The sequence below is a fragment of the Paraburkholderia sp. BGA-UO-ETr-F21 genome (genome assembly GCF_059567925.1).
The window spans coordinates 183,650-201,772 of the sequence record NZ_JCAQOY010000029.1; the positions used below are offsets into that span (position 1 = coordinate 183,650).

General features: G+C 66.1%; 10 protein-coding genes. 8 read left to right on the plus strand and 2 right to left on the minus strand.

Annotation, left to right across the window (positions count from 1 at the left end; genetic code table 11):
• The first annotated feature begins 20 nt into the window (after positions 1-20).
• The 3 genes from AC57B1_RS17270 (at position 21) to AC57B1_RS17280 (ending at position 4,058) form a co-directional block, all read left to right on the plus strand.
• Positions 21-476, plus strand: coding sequence for an Rrf2 family transcriptional regulator (locus AC57B1_RS17270; RefSeq protein ID WP_408186824.1), 456 nt, complete (start codon positions 21-23; stop codon positions 474-476).
• A 144-nt stretch (positions 477-620) separates the two neighbouring features.
• Positions 621-1,268: an NAD(P)-dependent oxidoreductase gene (locus AC57B1_RS17275; RefSeq protein WP_408343155.1), complete on the plus strand. Its 648-nt coding sequence runs from the start codon at positions 621-623 to the stop codon at positions 1,266-1,268.
• A gap of 165 nt (positions 1,269-1,433) precedes the next feature.
• Positions 1,434-4,058 carry a mechanosensitive ion channel domain-containing protein gene (locus AC57B1_RS17280; RefSeq protein ID WP_496418130.1) on the plus strand — a complete coding sequence of 875 codons (2,625 nt, stop codon included), beginning with the start codon at positions 1,434-1,436 and terminating at the stop codon, positions 4,056-4,058.
• A 179-nt stretch (positions 4,059-4,237) separates the two neighbouring features.
• On the opposite strand, the gene AC57B1_RS17285 is transcribed toward AC57B1_RS17280, so the two are convergent.
• Positions 4,238-4,906, minus strand: a complete 669-nt coding sequence (locus AC57B1_RS17285) for a cysteine dioxygenase family protein (protein WP_496418131.1) — start codon at positions 4,904-4,906, stop codon at positions 4,238-4,240.
• Positions 4,907-5,044: 138 nt separating this feature from the next.
• Here AC57B1_RS17285 and AC57B1_RS17290 point away from each other — a divergent pair, with 138 nt between their 5' ends.
• Both AC57B1_RS17290 and AC57B1_RS17295 read left to right on the plus strand, forming a co-directional pair.
• A complete protein-coding gene (locus AC57B1_RS17290) occupies positions 5,045-5,518 on the plus strand; it encodes an Lrp/AsnC family transcriptional regulator (RefSeq protein ID WP_091800594.1) in 474 nt (157 codons plus the stop codon).
• Positions 5,519-5,756: 238 nt separating this feature from the next.
• A complete protein-coding gene (locus AC57B1_RS17295; protein ID WP_408296992.1) occupies positions 5,757-5,966 on the plus strand; it encodes a hypothetical protein in 210 nt (69 codons plus the stop codon).
• A 131-nt stretch (positions 5,967-6,097) separates the two neighbouring features.
• Here the strand turns inward: AC57B1_RS17295 and AC57B1_RS17300 are convergent, their stop codons facing one another.
• On the minus strand, positions 6,098-8,644 hold the full coding sequence (locus tag AC57B1_RS17300; protein ID WP_496418132.1) for an FUSC family protein: 2,547 nt from the start codon (positions 8,642-8,644) through the stop codon (positions 6,098-6,100).
• 203 nt (positions 8,645-8,847) lie between these two features.
• Between AC57B1_RS17300 and recC the strand changes: the two genes are divergently transcribed.
• Genes recC through AC57B1_RS17315 form a run of 3 tightly spaced genes read left to right on the plus strand, consistent with a single transcriptional unit; the run spans position 8,848 to position 18,040 of the window.
• Entirely contained in the window at positions 8,848-12,231 is a 3,384-nt protein-coding gene (recC, locus tag AC57B1_RS17305; protein WP_496418133.1) for an exodeoxyribonuclease V subunit gamma, read from the plus strand.
• A complete protein-coding gene (gene recB, locus AC57B1_RS17310) occupies positions 12,228-15,920 on the plus strand; it encodes an exodeoxyribonuclease V subunit beta (RefSeq protein ID WP_408343165.1) in 3,693 nt (1,230 codons plus the stop codon). The genes recC and recB overlap by 4 nt, the downstream gene beginning before the upstream one ends.
• Positions 15,917-18,040 carry an AAA family ATPase gene (locus AC57B1_RS17315; RefSeq protein WP_496418134.1) on the plus strand — a complete coding sequence of 708 codons (2,124 nt, stop codon included), beginning with the start codon at positions 15,917-15,919 and terminating at the stop codon, positions 18,038-18,040. Before recB ends, AC57B1_RS17315 begins: the two co-directional genes overlap by 4 nt.
• The last annotated feature ends 83 nt before the right edge of the window (positions 18,041-18,123 follow it).

The following is an 18,123-nucleotide window of genomic DNA, read 5'->3' on the forward strand; positions in this document are numbered from 1 at the left end:
CGTCGCCGGGCGGGTTTGTTGTGAACACGAGTAGCCGGTTTGCATTTGCGGTGCATGTGCTCGCGCTGCTGTCATTGCAGGAGGGCGTGCCGCTTTCTTCGGAAATGATCGCGGGCAGCGTCAACACGAATCCCGCGCTGATCCGGCGGCTTCTCACCATGCTGGCGGAGGCGGGCCTGACCACGTCACAGCTTGGCGCGGGCGGCGGCGCGCTGCTGGCGCGGGCGCCCGAACAGATCACCTTGCTCGAGGTGTATCGTGCGGTGGACGACGCGCAGTTGTTCGCGCTGCATCGCGAGGAGCCGAATCCGGCGTGCATGGTCGGGCGCAACATTCAGGGCGTGCTGCGCGGCATCATCGACGAAGCGCAACAGGCCATGGAGGCCTCGCTCGGCGCGCGCACGCTGGCCGACGCCACGGCCGACGTAGTGCGGGCCGAGAAGCTACGCGAACGCAAGCGGCGCTCGCACGGGTGATTTGGCAGTAAAGCAGAACGGAAGGGCGCGTATCGGTTATTCGAAGCGCGCGTCTTTAGACAATCGGGGGCTCATGCCCCTCTTTTTTCCTCGTTATATGTAATCAATGTAGTTACATATATGTTAATGACAGGAGCAGTGAAAATGAGCAAACAGTTGAAGATCGCGTTGTTCGGCGCCACCGGCATGATCGGTTCGCGGGTCGCTGCGGAAGCCGCCCGCCGCGGGCATCAGGTAACAGCGCTGGCGCGCAATCCGGCGCGCGTGCCGGCCGGCGTGGCGAATCTGAAAGCGGCGCAAGCCGATCTGCTCGACGCCGCGAGCGTGAGCGCCGCGGTGCGCGGTCACGACGTGGTGGCGAGCGCCTATGCGCCGCCGCAGGACGATCTCGCGGCGCTTGGCAAGGCGACGCGTGCGCTCGTCGAAGGCGTGCGCGCGGCGGGCCTGAAGCGCCTCGTCGTGGTGGGCGGCGCGGGTTCGCTGGAGGTCGCGCCGGGCAAGCAACTGGTCGATACGGAAGGCTTCCCGGACGCCTACAAGGCGATCGCGCTCGCGCACCGCGAGGCGTTCGAGTACTACCGTGGCGTCACCGACCTCGACTGGACTTTCTTCGCGCCGGCCGCGCTGATCGCGCCGGGCGAGCGCACAGGCAAATTCCGCACGGGCGCGAACACGCTGATTGCCGACGCCGAGGGCAATAGCCGCATTTCCGCGGAAGATTACGCGATTGCCTTCGTCGATGAACTGGAGCAGGGCCATTTCGTCCGTCAGATTGCGACGGTTGCCTATTGAGGGTGAAATGAGCCGGAAATGAGGCCTGAGCGAGGGTGAACAGGGCGCGCGCGGTGCTCGTTGCGTGAAGTCCGCGCAAGCGTCCTAACATTCGGTTACGCATGTCAGGTTGCTCCTCGCGAAACTGCGGCTACACTGGCGTCTCCCGTTTTCCTACGGATTGCCATGCAGTCATGCCCGTTGCGGCGTGAGTCCGAGGCTGCGCCGTTCAACGGCGGGCAGCCGGCGACCCACGCCGCCGTTCACTTTTCTTCTGGCCGTAGCGGGCGCGATATCCGCCGCGGCGTGCGCCCGCGGCTCGCGGCTTGGCTCGGCGCCTGGCTGGCCGCGGCCTGCTTTGCGCTGATTCTGTGCGTCGGCTGGATGCCCACGGCGGCTGTCGCGGCTGGCGCCGCCACCGGCGCGCCGGTCATCCCGGCTTTGCAGAGCCTGATCAACAGCGCGACGGTGAGCGCGTCTCCCGCTTCCGGCGCCTCGGCGGCTGAGGCGGCGTCCGCACCCTCGCCGGCGAGCCAGGCGGAACTGACGCGCTCGCTCGACAGTGTGATCTCCACGCTCGACAACGACCGGCAGCGCAGCGCGCTCGTCGCCCAGCTCAAAAAGCTGCGCGACGTGTCGCAAAACGTCGCCCCAGCCGCACCCGCGCAACCGAGCCCCGGTTTGCTCGGCGCGATCGCGTCGGGCATCGCGTCGTTCGAATCCGACGTGCATCAGGGCCGCACGCCGGTCCGCTATTGGGGCGGACGCTTCAACGCCGCCGGCAACGAGCTCTACACGATCATTTCAGGGCAGGGGCACGAGAGCTTCGGCCGCGTTCTGTTTTCGATGATCGCGATGCTGGTGGGCTGGGGCGCGTGCGCCGCCGCGCTGATTTATGTGCAGCACCGGCTGTACCGGCGTTTCGGCATCGTCATGGGGCTCAATCCGAATCCCACCACGCGCGAGCTGCTGATCTTCGCGCTGCGCCGTGTCGGGCCGTGGATCATCGCCTTTCTCGCCGCGCTGCTGTTCGTGCGCGCCATGCCCGATGCGCTCGGCCGCACGCTCGGCATGGTGGTCGCGTATGCGATCGTGGCGGGCGCGGTGTTCTCCGCGATCTGTCTGATCATGTTTTCACTGTTCGGATCGGGGCATCGGCGGATCGCGGTGCGCCTGCTGATCGATCACGCGCGGCGCGTGCTGTTCGTGGTCGGCGTGTGCGGCGCGCTTGGCGACGCCGCCGTCAATTACGACGTCGCGCATCAGCTCGGACCGAACCTCGCCGCGCTGATTTCGACCGCTGCCAACATGACGGCCGCGGTCCTCACCGGCTATTTCGCGCTCGCGTTTCGCCGGCCGGTCGCGCATCTGATCCGCAACCGGCCTTACGAGCAGCGCACCCATCACAAAGCCGCGACCGACGCCTTCGACGTGCTCGCCGCGCTGTGGCACGTGCCCGTGCTGGTGCTCGCCACCGCGTCGGTGGTCGCCACGCTCGGCGGCTCGGGGTCGAACGAAAATGTGCTGCAGATTTCCGTGGTGACCGCGCTGCTGCTGGTGCTGGCCTTTTTCGTCTCGGCCATCGTGTTGCGCCTGACGCGTCCGCGCAGCGCGCGCACGCGTCGCCGCTCGCCGTATCTCACGCGCCTGCTGCGTTTTTCCGGCACCTTGCTGACGCTCTTCGTATGGCTGTTCTTCTTTGAACTAGCGGCGCGTTTGTGGGGCGTCTCGCTTGCCGCCGTGGTCGAGGAAAACGTCGCGGCGCGTGGCATCGCGCACGCGGTGACGGCGATCATCGCCACCGTGTTCATCGCCTGGCTGCTGTGGATTCTGGTCGATACCGCGATCACGGAAGCGCTCAATCCGGGTGGCCCGCGCAACAAGGCGCGCGCGCCGAGCATGCGCGCCCGCACGATGCTGCCGCTCCTGCGCAACGTGCTGCTCGTCACGATCATGACGATCGCCGGCATCGTGACGGCGGCCAATCTCGGTATCAATGTGACGCCGCTGCTGGCCGGCGCCGGCGTGATTGGTCTTGCGATCGGTTTCGGCGCGCAGTCGCTCGTGACCGACCTGATCACGGGGCTGTTCATCATCATCGAAGATACGATTTCGGTGGGCGACTGGATCGACGTGGACGGCGGCCACGCGGGCACGGTCGAGCATCTGTCGATCCGCACGGTGCGCCTGCGCGACGGGCAAGGCGCGATTCACGCGATTCCGTTTTCGCAGATCAAGATCGTCAAGAACCTGTCGCGCGATTTCGCGTATGCGGTGTTCGAGGTGCGCATGTCGTTCTCCACCGACGTCGATGAAATCACGCAACTGATCCGTGAAGTCGGCGCCGATCTGATGGCCGACTTCCGCTACCGTCGCGAGATGCTCGGGCCGATCGAAGTGTGGGGGCTGGACCGTTTCGATCCGAACTGGATGGTCGTGAAAGGGCAGATCAAGACGCGGCCGCTACAGCAGTGGAGCGTGGCGCGAGCCTTCAATCTGCGTCTCAAACGCAAGATGGACGAAGCGGGCATCGAGATTCCGGTGCCGCAGATGCGTGTGTATACGTCGTCGAAGGATAGCGAAGGTCAGCCTTTGCAGGACGACGAAGTGTCGGGGATGGGGCCGCATGGGCATGCGGAGGCGCCAGCTGCGTCATTGTCGGGGGCCGTGGCAGCGCGGACCGCGCATGCGCCTCTCGCCGTGGCGCGCGATGTTTCGCACGAACCGCGGCCGGCGCCGCCACCCACCGGGCAGACAGCGCCGATTCCGCCGCAGATTCCTACGGCAGGCGAGGCGGGCGGGAAGAGTTGATGGCGCTGATGGCGCTCATGATCGCGACCGGAAGCCGGCAGGATCGGCTTTGGCGCGAGTCGATTTCCGGAGCAGGCGGATTGCCGGCGAGACGCGGGGTTTGGAATTCGCGCGTGAGATGGGGCGGTGTGTCGTCAACTCAGCGAGCGGAGGGTGCGAGGCACCCGTAACACGTCGTTTCAGGCCAGTGCCGATGTCTGCGCCACGCGCAAGACCTCGTTGACGTGCGTCGCGATCTGCGCGCCCGCAACGCCGTAAATATGCAGCGACACCGCAGGCTCGGCGCTGCGATTGCCCAGTTGATGAATCCCGCCGCGGCCACCTCGCACGAACGACACGGCGCCCCGATTGCGCGCCTGGGTCCGTGTGGCGCTCGCGTAGTGCTGCGCGCCGTTCCATTCGAAGATCGTCTCGCTCAGCGCTCCATCCACCACCGCGTAGCCGCACCACGTGTGATGCGCGTGCACGGGGCTCGCCTGCTGCGGCAGCCACACCAGCGCGGCGATCGCGTAGCGGCCATGCGGATCCGCAGCCAACAGATGACGCCGGTACTTTTCGACCGAGCCTTCGCGTTGCGCTGCCGTGAGCAAGTCGGGGTTCGCCGCCGCCTGAGCGAGCGCAATCCGCATGCTGCGCGCAAAGAAGGTCGAATCGGACGGTTCGGGGAAATGGGCGCAGGCTTCGAAGATCGCGTCCAGGCTATCGCATAGTCGCGCGAGCGGCGCGTTGCGCCCGGCGCACGAGGGCGGGTCCGCAGGCTCGCGCGGCGCTGCTGGAGTCGCACCGGCAGGTTGCACACGTTGGACGGTGGCACGTTTTAGGGACGCTGATTGAAACTCTTGGCTCATGATCGTTGGGCAGCGGCGCGGGCTGCTTATCGTTAATTTCGGATAGCGATATTTATACCGGTTTGCCCGGAGAAAGAGTTTCCATATAATTCCCCCTGGAATCTGAAAAGTAGAATAATTTCCTATGGGGGTGTCATGGTGGGAATGGATATCATCGACCGGAAGCTGCTGGAACTGCTGCAGGAGGACGCGACCATGCCTATCGCCGAACTGGCGCAACGCGTGAATCTGTCGCAAACGCCTTGCTGGAAGCGGCTGCAGCGTCTGAAGGAGGCGGGCGTGATCCGCGCGCAGGTCGCACTTTGCGATGCGCGCAAGCTCGGGGTGGGCACGACCGTGTTCGTCGCGGTACGCACCAATCAGCACACGGAGGAATGGGCGCAGACCTTCACGCGTGCGGTGCAGGATATTCCGGAGGTCGTGGAGGTGTACCGGATGAGCGGCGAAACCGATTACCTGTTGCGCGTGGTGGTGTCCGATATCGACGACTATGACCGCGTCTACAAGCTGCTGATCGCGGCCGTACCGCTGTATGACGTGAGTTCGAGCTTCGCGATGGAGCAGATCAAGTATTCGACGGCGCTGCCGGTGCGGCCCGCCATGGTGAGGTAGGGCGAAAGGCCGCAGGTACGTTGTTGCTTTTCCGTTGTTTGCATTTGTTCATTTAGCGAATCGTGCAACGCGCAGGGGCCGGTGACGCTATGCGGCAACCTTGCGCGCCCGCGCTTACTGCCAGCCCGCTGCTCGCTCGTTCGTTGCGTCCATTGCAAGCCGCGTGCAAGCTCACTGGGCGTAGAATGCCGCCTTCCCAGCCATCATCCGCGACTGCTTCGCGAACCGAGCCCGCCTCATGAACAAACCGCCGCGCAAGAAGAACCCGACCTTTGGCATTGCTGTCTTCATCGTGGTCGCAGTACTGCTGGTGATCGCCACGCTGTTCTATAACGCCATCAAGGAAAAGCACGATTTCGACAGCCAGAACGCACCGGCGCCGTCGATTTCATCGGACGCGGCGGCAGCGGCCAACGCCGTGAAGCCGGCAAGCGGCGCGGCTCAGTAATACTGGGCGCAGCCCCGGTTCGAGCGTCACGCCCGATTTTCCGGCGACGCTCGCCGCCACGCAAAACGCTGACGCACCAACAGCCAGAAACACAACGCGCGCGCCACGCACAATGTCGGCCCCACGCCGCCTCACTCGTCCGGCAGGCGAATCACACTCGCGTCCTTGCGAATCAACGCTGCCGCCGACAGCATCTGCTTGCATTGATGAGCAAGCAATTTCATGTCGTGCACGGCGTCCGTCGAATAGTCGGGCGACTTTTCCGTCTCGACCACCATCGCATCGAGCTCACGGCCCAACTGCTTGATCTGCTCGCCCTGATCGGCGGGCGGCGGGGTGCCGGTTTCGGCCTCGGTGAGATTGTCACGCACCACGCTCAACGCGCGTTGCAGCGGCTGTAGCGAAACGCCGTCGGCCTGCTGTTGCGCCGAGGTGCGCAGCAACGGCGCGGCCGCCGTGATCTGCGAGGCGAGCACGTGGCTGCGCACCAGCAGGCCGTTCAGTTCCGGCACGAACTTTTGCGCGGACTTCGGCTCCAGCATCATGCGCTGAAACGCCTGGCCCAGATTCGCGAACGCCACGTGAACATTCTTGCGGGCGAGCCGGTAGCGGTAATCGCGATCGAGCGCTGTCGCCGCGGCTGCGGCGGCAGCGGAGGCGCCCGAAGCCGGCCTCGCGGTCGGATTGCTGAGCGTCGTGGTGCCGGCGCCGGCAACCGGTGGTGTTGTTGACGCGCCGGGACCTGCGGCGGCTTGAGCGCTTGCGCCGGCGCTTACGCCACTACTTACGCCACTACTTGCACCGCCGCGTTGAGTAGCACCTGTGCCGCTGTCTGCAGCGCTTGCGCGACCATCAGCAGCCGCGAGCACCGGTTTGCCGAAGTCGAGCGCCGGATCGGCCATGGCCGCGGCCGGGGCGCGCGCACCGGCCTCGGTCACGGTGGCGACCACTGCGGCGGCCGGTTTGCCGCTCCACCACCAGCTTGCTTCGAGATACTGACGCGTCGCGTTGATCATGTTGTTGACGAGCTTGCCCATCAAACGATATTCCCAATACGGGAACAGGTGGCTTGCCGCAATCGCGATCGCGCAGCCCACCACGGTATCGATCGCACGCTCGCCGATGATGCGCATGCTGCCCGGAGCGAGCAGATGGAACATCAGCAGCACATACGACGAGGTGAACACCACGCTCGCCGTGTAATTGAACAGCAGCAGACTGTAGCTCATGACCATCGACGCGAACATCACGACCAGCAGGAAGTGCGGCTCCTTGACGAACATGATCAGCGCGATGCTCGCCGCGCAGCCGATCAGCGTACCGACGATCCGCTGCCCATTGCGCTGTTTGGTGAGCGAATAGCCGGGCTTCAGAATGATGACGGTGGTCATCACGATCCAGTAGGCGTTGGTGAGCGGCAGCAAACGGCCGAGCCAGAAGCCCACAGCGACCGCGATCGTGACGCGCAACGCATGACGGAAGCTCGGCGAGGCCATCGTCAGGTTCGAGAAAATCTGCCCGAACGGCACGCGGCGGCTCGACACGAAACGCGTGAGCGCCTGGTCGAGGCGCAATTCGGTCTCGGTCGTGCTGGGTTCGCTCGAGAGACTCTTGCGCATCTTGTCGATCAGACGCGTGGCGCTCCAGACGCGGCGGAAGGTCGACGAGATCGCCGAATAGGCCTCGTGGTTTTTGGCCGGCAGGTTCTGCTTGCGCATCAACTCGATTTCGAACTCGATAGCGCGCAACTCCGCCTTGACGTTCACGCGCGCGCGCGGCGCCTGGTTCTGCAGCACCGCGAGCCCGATCTCCTCGAGGTCGGCGGCCGCCTTGCGAATCAGGTCGCGGTAGAACACGAGCAGATCGGAACCGCCGAAAGTGGTGCGTACCAGCGGGTAATCGGTGTGCGCGCCCACGAACAGTTCGTGCAGATCGACCGTGTTGATGAACAGATTGAACAGCATGGCGCGGCGCGGCTCGAGCTTGCCGCTCTTGAGCTTGGGCAGATTGCGCAGCACGATGTCGCGCGCGGCGTCCTGGCGATCCACCGCGGCGATCTGCTTGTCGACCAGGTTGCGATAACACTCGTCGAGGTCGTTATCCAGATCGTAGAACTCGGCGCGCGCGAGCAGATAGTCGGCGCACGCGAACACGCTTTCGGCCAGCGCCTGCTGTTCGATGCGGTGCATCATCCAGCGGCTGACGAAGGTCGACCAGTAGGTGTACCAGAGACCGCCCACCAGAATCCACGACGCGTTGACGAGCGCCTGCATGGGTGTGAAGCGCTCCTCCAGCGTCATGATCATCATGAACAGCGTGGCAAAGCTGATCTGCGGCCAGCGGTTGCCATACACGACGATCAAGGACAGCAGGAACGTAAGCGGCACGACGGTGCACCACAGCGCTACCGCGTTGACCGTGGCGAGTCCGGTGGCGAGCGCGGAGAGGAACCCGATCACCGTGCACGCCAGCATTTCGTTGTGCTTGTACTTGAGCGGACCCGGCATGTCGACCACACATGCGCCGAGCGCGCCGGTGGCGATCGTGAAGCCGAGCTCGCGATCGTGAAACACGATCAGGCATAACACGGCCGGTAACGACACGCCGACCGCGATGCGCAGGCCGCCATAAAAGTACTGGCTATAGAGGAATTTTTTTATTTCGACCGAATAGCGCATCGACTGCCTGGATTCCGTTCACTGAGATAAACGCGGTTGAAGAGACAGACCCAAACTGCCGACGAGTCTAACTGATTTTATGGGTGATCTGACCTCGTCCGTTTGGCCAGGTTCTGCGCGAGGGATGCGTTTGTTATGCTGTCGCTTCACTGTCTGTCGCGGCTTTGGCGTTCCGCTCCCACCGCGCGCAAACCCCAGGATCCATGCTCCAGCTCTTCTACTCGAACCGCTATGAAACCCTTGTCGGCGCGTTGCTCGACGACCTCGCGCAGGCGCCGTCCGACCCTTGGACCGCGCAGCCCGTGATCGTCCCGAGCGCGGCGGTGCGGCGTCGTCTCGAGCTCGATATCGCTACGCGCCAGGGTATCTGCGCAAATGTCAACTTTGGTTATCTCGCGCAATGGCTGTGGGCGCAGATCGGCGGTGTGATCGAGGTGCCGAGGCACTCGCCGTTCGCGCCGGACCGGCTCGTGTGGCGCTGCTACCGGCTGCTGGGCCAGGTGAACGAAGGGGACGAAGCGCCGCCGTGGAATGCGTCGCCGCGTCTGCGCACGTATCTCGACGCGGCGGACGCGTCGATGCGCTACGAACTTGCGCGCCGCGTGGCGACCGTGCTCGACCACTATCTGACTTATCGCCCGGAATGGCTGCTGCAATGGCAGAAGGGCGGCTCGATTTTCGCGAGCGGGGCGGCTGACGACAGCGGGCCGCGTCTGGTCGGCGCGAGCGAAGCGGCGCGCGAGGACGAGCGCTGGCAAGCGGCATTGTGGCGCGCGGTGCTCACGGAGCTGTCGGGCAACGCGCAAACGCCCGCGGCCGCGTTGCCGCCTGCCTACCGTTTTCTGGACGAGATCGGCACGCTCGACCTCGAGGCCATCTCGAACGCGCAGTGGCCCGAAGCGGTCAGCGTATTCGCGCTGCCCACCATGCCGCCGTTGCACGTGGCATTGCTGCGGGCACTCTCGCGCTGGGTGGACGTGCGTCTGTACGTAATGAACCCGTGCCGCGAGTTCTGGTTCGACGTCGTCAGCGAAGGACGTGTCGAGGCGCTCGACGCCGCCGGCCAGCTCGACTATCAGCAAGTCGGCCATCCGCTGCTCGCCGAGTGGGGCCGTCAGACCCAGGCGCAGTTGCACATGCTGCACGAGCTGACCGAGAGCGCGGCCTCCGGCGAGACCGGCGATTTCACCGAGAACCCGGAACCGAGCTGGCTCGCCGCCGTTCAGAACGGCATCCTCGATCTGCGAACAGAAACCGACACCGACGAACTGCCCATCGAGCATGGCATTGAAATCCACGTCTGCCACAGCCTGTCGCGCCAGCTCGAAGTGCTGCACGATCGCCTGCTCGGCTGGTTCGACGAGTTCGACGACCTGCAGCCGTCCGACGTGCTGGTCGCCGTGTCCGATCTCGCGGCGGCCGGTCCCCTGATCGACGCCGTGTTCGGCACCACGCCGCCAGGCGACACGCGCCGCATTCCGTATCGGATCACCGGCTTGCCGCCCTCGCAGGCCAATCCGGTCGCGCGCTTGCTGCTCGACTGGCTGGCCTTGCCCGAGCGCAGCGTGGGTGCGCCGGATCTGATCGAATGGTTGCGCGTCGACGCGATCGCCGTGCGCTACGGGATCGACGCGAGCTCGCTGGAAGCCGCGCAGGAGTGGCTGGCCGCAGCCGGCGCGCGTCGCGGGCTCGCACCGGTCGAGCCCACGGGCGAACATGTGCCGATCGCCCGTCATACCTTCGCGGATGCGCTCACGCGTCTCTACCTCGGCTATGCGATGCCGGACGGCGGCGAGCCGGTCGACGCCTGGCTGCCGGTCGAAGGCGCTGACGGCTCGGACGCGGAATTGCTCGGCCGCCTGTCGCGCTTCGTCGACGACATCGACAGCTTCGCGGCGAATTGCGTGATCGAGCGCACGCCCGTCGAGTGGACGCAACTGCTGCTCGATACGCTCGCGCAATGTTTCGACGGCGGCGTCGAGTTTGCCGATTCGCTCGCCGCCGTGCGCGACGCGATCGACAAGATGGGCGACGCGATGCAAGCCGGCGCACAAGAGATCGTGATGCCCGCCGCAGTGGTGCGCAGCGCGCTTACCGAAGCGCTCGACGACCCCGCGCGCGGCGGCGTGCCCTGGGGCAGCGTGACGTTTTCTTCGTTGACCAGCTTGCGCGGATTGCCGTATCGCGTCGTCTGCCTGCTCGGCATGGACGACGGTGTTCTGCCGAGTCTCGCGCGCGCCGACGAATTCGATCTGATGGCCGCGTTTGGCAAAGCCGGCGACCGCCAGCGCCGCGACGACGAACGCAATCTGTTCCTCGATCTGCTGCTCGCCGCGCGCGATCGTCTCTTCATCGCTTATACGGGCCGCAGCATTCGCGACAACGCGCCGTTGCCGCCGGCCGCGCTGGTCGACGAATTGCTCGACCATCTCGCGCGGGTGTCCGCGGGAGAGGGCGCGAGCCCGGCCGAAGTGGAGCGCGCGCGGCATGCGTTCGTCGTCGATCATCCGTTGCAGGCATTCGCATCGGACTATTTCTCGTCGCAATCCGGGCTGTTCAGCTACGACGCGGATCGCGCGGAGCTGGCCACATTACTCGCCGCGCCCACGCATTCCGTTGCCGCGCCCTTCTTCGATCAGCCGTTGCCGCCGGAAGATCCGGCGCCGATCGCCTTCGACGAGTTCGTGCGTTTCTGGCGCCATCCCGCGCGGGCATTGTTGCGCGACCGTCTGGGCATCGTGTTGTCGGACGCACAGGGCGAGTTGCTCGACACCGAGCCGTTCGACCTGGATTACGCAGGACGCGACGCATTGGCGGATCGTCTTTTGCCAGTGCTGCTCGACGCCGATACGGACGACGACGTCATTTTCGACCGCGTGCGCCGCGTGGCGGCAGCGAGCCCGGAACTGCCGGGCGGCGCGACCGGCGCGGTGTGGCGCGCACGCGAGCTAGGCGCGTTGCGCCAGCTCGCCGACAGCGTGCGCCGCGAAGTGGCTTCGGGTGTCGAGCGTTTGCCGTTCGTGCTCGACATCGCGCCGCGCTGGCCCGAAAGCGCGGACATGGCCGGTGCGCTCTTTGGCCCCTATGACGCGCTGCTGCGGCAAGCCGCCGAAACGCCGCTGCAACTGCACGGCAGTCTGAATCTGCTCACCGAAACAGGACAAGTGATTTTCCGTTACGCCAAACCTACCGCACGCGACTATCTGTCGGCGTGGCTTGCGCATCTGGTGTATTGCGCCGTGCGACCGCAGGGTCCGCGCCGCACTGTATGGCATGGCAGCGGCGAAAGCTTCGAGCTCACGCCGGTCGCCGCGCCGCTCGACCAGCTCGCGGCGCTTGCCGCGTTGTTCAAGGCCGGGCGCAGGCTGCCGCTGCGCTTTTTCCCGAAGAGCGCGTGGACCAAAGTCAGCGAAAGCGATTCAGCGGCGCTCGGTGTCTGGATCAACGACCGCGTGCGCGGCGAGTCCGACGACCCCGCCTTGCGCATTGCCTTGCGCGGCACGCCGCTCACGCTCGACGAACCGTTCGGCAGTCTCGCCGCGATCGTGTTCAAGCCGCTCATCCAGCATCTGCGGAGCGCGTCATGAGCGGGGGCAAGCACAGTTACGCGCTGGTGGCCGAAGAGCTCGACGTCTTCGCCTGTTCGCTCGACGGCGTGAATCAGATCGAGGCCTCCGCGGGGACCGGTAAGACCTGGAATATTTGCGCCTTGTACGTGCGGCTGCTGCTCGAAAAAAATCTGAATGCGGATCAGATTCTCGTCGTCACGTTCACGAAGGCGGCGACCGCGGAACTGCATGAGCGCATTCGCGGCCGTCTCGCCGAGCTGGACCGTGCAATCGAAATGGATGACGACGGCGGCGATCCGTTCATCCGCCGTCTCTTTGAAACGACGCTCGCGCCGGAGCGGGGCATCGAGCGCGAGGCCGCCTTGAAGGTGGTGCGGCGCGCGCTGCGCACCTTCGACCAGGCGGCGATCCACACCATTCACGCGTTCTGTCAGCGCGCGTTGCAGGAGGCGCCGTTCGCCGCCGCCATGCCGTTCGCGTTTGAAATGGAAGCCGACGACGCGGCCTTGCGCTTCGAAATGGCCGCTGATTTCTGGCGTGAACAGGTGGAGCCAGTGGCGCATGCGCATCCAGCGTTCGCCGCGTGGCTGGTGGGCAAACGCGCCGGTCCCGCTTCACTCGACGAGCAACTCGCGCGGCGTCTGAAAAAACCGCTGGCGCAGTTGCGCTGGGGCAAGCTCGACGCAACCGGCAATGGCGCCGATCCGCAAGCCGGTTTCGACGCAGCCTGCGACCTCTGGCATGCGGAACGAGACAGGATCGTCACTTTGCTCGCCGAGGCGCAAGACCGTCTGAGCAAGACGTCGCACAAGCCCGACCATGTGAGCGCCGCCATCGCCGCATGGACCGAGTACTTCGCGCAGGGCGACTGCCATGCGCCGCCGCCGAAAGCCGCGTTGAAGCTCACGGTTTCAGCTTTGAAGAAGGCCACCAAGGTCAAGTTCGAACCGCCTGAGCATCCGTTCTTCGAGCACGCCGAAGCGCTGGCCGCGGCCGTGGTCGCGGCCGAAGCCGCGCAACGCGCGCGCTGGCTTTCGCTCGTGCAGAGCTGGCTCGACTACGCACCCGCGGAGCTGGTGGCGCGCAAGCGCACGCGCCGGGTCGTGTCGTTCGACGATCTGCTGTCCAACCTGTACCGCGCGCTTGCCGCACACCCCTGGCTTGCCGATGCTTTGCGCTCGCGTTATCCCGCAGCGCTGATCGACGAGTTTCAGGACACCGATCCGCTGCAGTTCGCGATCTTCAGCCGCATCTTCGCGCCGGCCGGTCCGCTGTTCCTGGTCGGCGATCCCAAGCAGGCGATCTACAGTTTTCGCGCGGCGGATCTGCATACCTATCTGAAGGCGCGCGAGGCGGCATCCGCGCGCTACACGCTGGCCGTCAATCAGCGCTCGACCGCGCCCATCGTTCAGGCGTGCAACCGGCTCTTCGAAGCCAACAGTCAGGCATTCGTGCTGGAGGGGCTCGACTATCAGCCGGTGCGTGCGGGCGAACGGCGCCGGCCACCGTTCGCGGATCCGGGCACGAGCGCGGGCGACTTCCGTATCTGGACCTTGCCGCAAGGCGACGCCGCCTTGACCAAGCGCGAGGCTCAGCGCGAAGCGAGCGAGGCGTGCGCCGCCGAGATCGTGCGCCTGCTGCGCGGCGCGCGCGAAGGCGCGGTGACGATCGGCGACGCGCCGCTCGCGCCGGGCAACATCGCGGTGCTGGTGCAAACGCATAAGCAAGGCAGTCTGATCAAACGCGTGCTGGCCGCATGGGGTGTCGGCAGCGTGGAACTGGCGCAGGCGTCGGTATTCGCGACGCTCGACGCCGAGCAGATCGAACGCGTACTGGCCGCAGTCGATACGCCGGGCGATCTGCGCCGTTTGCGCGCCGCGCTGGCAACCGACTGGCTGGGTCTCGACGCCGCGGCGCTGTGGCGCCTCGAGCAGGTCGCCGACGCGCCGTCGGCCGCCGACGATCCCGCGCACGCCGCCGATGCGATGGGTTGGGTCGAGCGTTTTTCACGCTACCGCACGCTGTGGCATGAGCGCGGCTTCGCGGTGATGTGGCGCACGCTGATGCGCGAGCTGCGCGTCGCGCAACGGCTGGTTGCCGGGCAGGACGGCGAGCGTCGATTGACGAACGTGAACCACCTGGCCGAACTCGTGCAGGCGCGTGCCGCGACGCAGCCGGGTATTGCGCCCACCTTGCGCTGGCTCGCCGCGCAGCGCACGCAGGGCGGCGGCGAAGACGCGCAGTTGCGGCTCGAATCGGATCGCAACCTCGTGCAGATCGTCACGGTCCACAAATCGAAAGGGCTCGAATATGCGGTGGTGTTCTGTCCGTTCCTGAACGACGGCGCGTTGCGTGAGCCGCCGTCGTCCGGTTTGCCGGATGCGCGCGAGTACCACGACGAAGCAGGCGCCGCGGTGCTGCACTACGGTTGCGACGACGAAGAGGCCGAGCATGCGTCGCGTTACGCGGTGCGCGAGCAGGCCGCGGAGAGGGCGCGGCTCGTCTACGTGGCGCTGACGCGCGCGGTGTACCGCTGCTATCTCGTCGCCGGCACGTACCTGTCGTCGCGCTCCACCAAGGAGTCGCGCCGCAGCGTGTTGAACTGGCTCGTGGGCGGCGACGGCCATAGCTTCGACGGCTGGCTCGCCGAGCCGCCCGACGAGGCGGCGTTGTCGGCGCGCTGGCAAGCGCTGGCGGGCGGCCCGATCACGCTGCAGACACTGCCGCGGCCCGAACGTCGCGTGCCGCTGGAAAGCCTTCAGGACCACGAGGCGCACATGCAGGCGCGGGCCAATCGCAGGCCGCTGCGCGATCAATGGCGCATGGCGAGTTTCAGTGGGCTGATTGCCGCGGGCAGTAAAGCCGAGGCAGCGCACACGCCGGTCGAAGAGGTGCGCCCGGATCATGACGAGATTGCCGATGCACTCGTCGTCACGCCGGTGCCCGCGCCGCACGCCGAGGCCCATGCGGAAGACGACATTCTCGCGTTCCCGCGCGGCGCGGCGGCCGGCGACTGTCTGCATCGTATGTTCGAACTCGCCGACTTCACCGACCCGCATACTTGGAGCGACGCCATTCGCGGTGCGCTGCGCGAGCGTCCGGCGCCGGCTGTGCCCGAACTCGCCGCACGCCTGCCCGCGATGATGCACAACCTGCTCAAGGACGTGGTCACCACCGAACTGCAGCCCGGCATGAGGCTGGCCAATCTGAATCCGCGCCGGCGTCTGAACGAACTCGAGTTTCTGTTCGCGGCACCGTCGCTCGATTTTCCCGCGTTGCGCGAGTTGCTGATCGAATACGGCTATCCCGACGTTGCACTGGAACCCGGCGTATTGCGCGGGTTCGTCAAAGGATTCATCGACATGATCGTCGAGCACGACGGACGTTTCTGGATCGTCGACTGGAAGTCGAACCATCTGGGCGCCACGGCCGCCGACTACGCCGCCGCGCCGCTCGAAGCGGCCATGGCGAGTCATGCCTATCACCTGCAGGCGCTGCTTTATACGGTCGCGCTGCATCGCTATCTGAAAACGCGGGTGCGTGATTATTCGTACCACACGCATATTGGCGGCTATCTGTATCTGTTCGTGCGAGGCGTGCGTCCGCACTGGCACGACGCCGATGGACCGGCGGGCGTGCATATGCGGCGGCCCGCATTCGAACTGGTCGCGCTGCTCGATGCGGCCATGATCGGAGGTGTCGCATGAGCACGTTCGAACAGAGCGCATCGGCGCCGCCGGAGTTCGACGATATCGGCGTGAGTTTGCCCGCGCCGGCCGATTTCAGCATCGCGCTCGCGGAAGGTTTCGCGCGTCGCATCGGCACGCTGGCGCGACGCGGCGGCGCATCGGCGGAAGCGGTCAAGTGGGCGGCGCGAGCCGCGTTCGCGGCGAGCCGCGCGACGGCTGAAGGCCACGTGTGTGTGCCGCTTGCATTGCTGGCCAGACGCTTCGCGGCAACGAGCGCCGACGCGCGTGCGGCGCTGTTCGCTAGCGGCATGGCGAGCGACGGTTCGCAAAGCGCGGCGGCGTTGCGGCCGTTGGTGGTCGATGGGCAAGGGCGGCTGTATCTGGCTCGCTACTACGACTACGAGCGGCGGCTTGCGCGCGCGTTGGTCGCGCATGCTGAAGTGGCTGCGGTGGCTGCGGGCGCTGATGCCACTGCTGGAGCTGAAGCGGGCGTCGGCGCCCAAACGCTGCGCGAGCGTCTGCTGCGCTACTTCGGGGCGCCGAAGGATAATGAGGTCGACTGGCAGCGTGTCGCGGCGGTCATGGCGTTGTCGGGGCAACTCACCATCGTCAGCGGCGGACCCGGCACCGGCAAGACCACTACCGTGGTCGGCGTGCTTGCCTGCCTGCTCGATGCGCGCGCGGACTTGCGAATCGCGCTGGCGGCGCCCACCGGCAAAGCGGCGCAGCGCATGCAGGAAGCCTTGCTCGCGCGCGCCGGCGATCTGCCGCCCGAACTCGCCGCGCGTTTGCCGCAGACGTCGTACACGTTGCACCGTTTGCTCGGGTCCGGGCCGGGAGGGCGCTTCCGGCATCATCGGGACAATCCGTTGCCTTACGACGTCGTGGTGATCGACGAGGCTTCCATGATCGACGTCGCCATGGCAGCGCACCTGCTCGATGCCATTGCACCGCAGACGCGTCTCGTGATGCTCGGCGACAAGGACCAACTCGCCGCAGTCGAAGCCGGCGCGGTGTTCGCCGAACTCAGCGCTCGTCCGGCTTTTACGCAAGAGGGTTTGCAGCGGATTGCCGCGGCGCTTGGCATCGACGAAACGCGGCTCAGGCAGGCGCTGCCGGGCGCATCGCGTAGTTTCAGTGAAGAGGCCGCCGGTTTGCCCGCGCAAGCCGATGTACCGGACGACTTCGAAGCGCGGCCTGACGATCTGTTTGCATACGCGGATTCGTCGGACACCTTCGATGAATCGCGCGCCGGTGAGCTGTTCGACAACGCCGCGTCACCGCCTGGGTCGGCAGCGCACACGCAAAGCCCGCTCGCCGATTGCGTCGTCTGGCTCGAGCGCAACTACCGGTTCGGTCTCGAATCGCCGATCGGCCGCCTGTCGCTCGCGATCCGTAACGGCTCGGCAAGCGCGGCGCTCGACGTGCTGCGCATCGATCCCGTGGAATCTTGCGCGGCGGCGCTTCACGAAGACATGCATGCGACGCTTGCCGAGCGCACCGTCGCGCGCCTTGCGGCGGGTTTCGCACCCTACGCCGATGCGCTTGCCGCGGCGCTCGCGGCGGATACGCCCGACCCGCTGCCGCTTTTCGACGCGTTGAACCGTTTCCGCATTCTGTGCGCGACCCGGTCCGGTCCGCGCGGCGTCGACCAGGTGAATGCGGCGATGGCGGCGCAAGTGCGGCGCGCGGCTGGCGTGACGCTGGCAGTGGGCGCGCATTGGTTCGCCGGGCGCCCCGTGATGGTGACGCGTAATGATTACGCACTCGGTCTTTTCAACGGCGACATCGGCATTGCGCTGCCGGGCGCGAACGGCACGTTGCGGGTGTATTTCCGTACCGGCGATGGCGGTCTGCGAGCGGTATCGCCGGCGGCGCTTCCACCGCACGACACCGCATTCGCGCTCACGGTTCACAAGTCGCAGGGCTCGGAGTTCGAGCATGCGGTGTTGATGCTGCCGTCGGTGTTTAGCCGGGTGTTGTCGCGCGAACTGGTGTACACGGCGATCACCCGCGCGCGCGAACGGGTGGAAGTGGTCGGCGCTCGCGCCGTGCTGGCGCAGGCAATTGCGACGCCAACGCAGCGCGATTCGGGGTTGGCCGCGCGGATAGTGCAGGCGTGGCGCGGCGCTGAATAGAATGATGCGCGGGCAGCGGCACTGCTTCGAGGTCCGCTGCCAACATTGAACGGCAGAACGGCAGAACGGCAGAACGGCAGAAC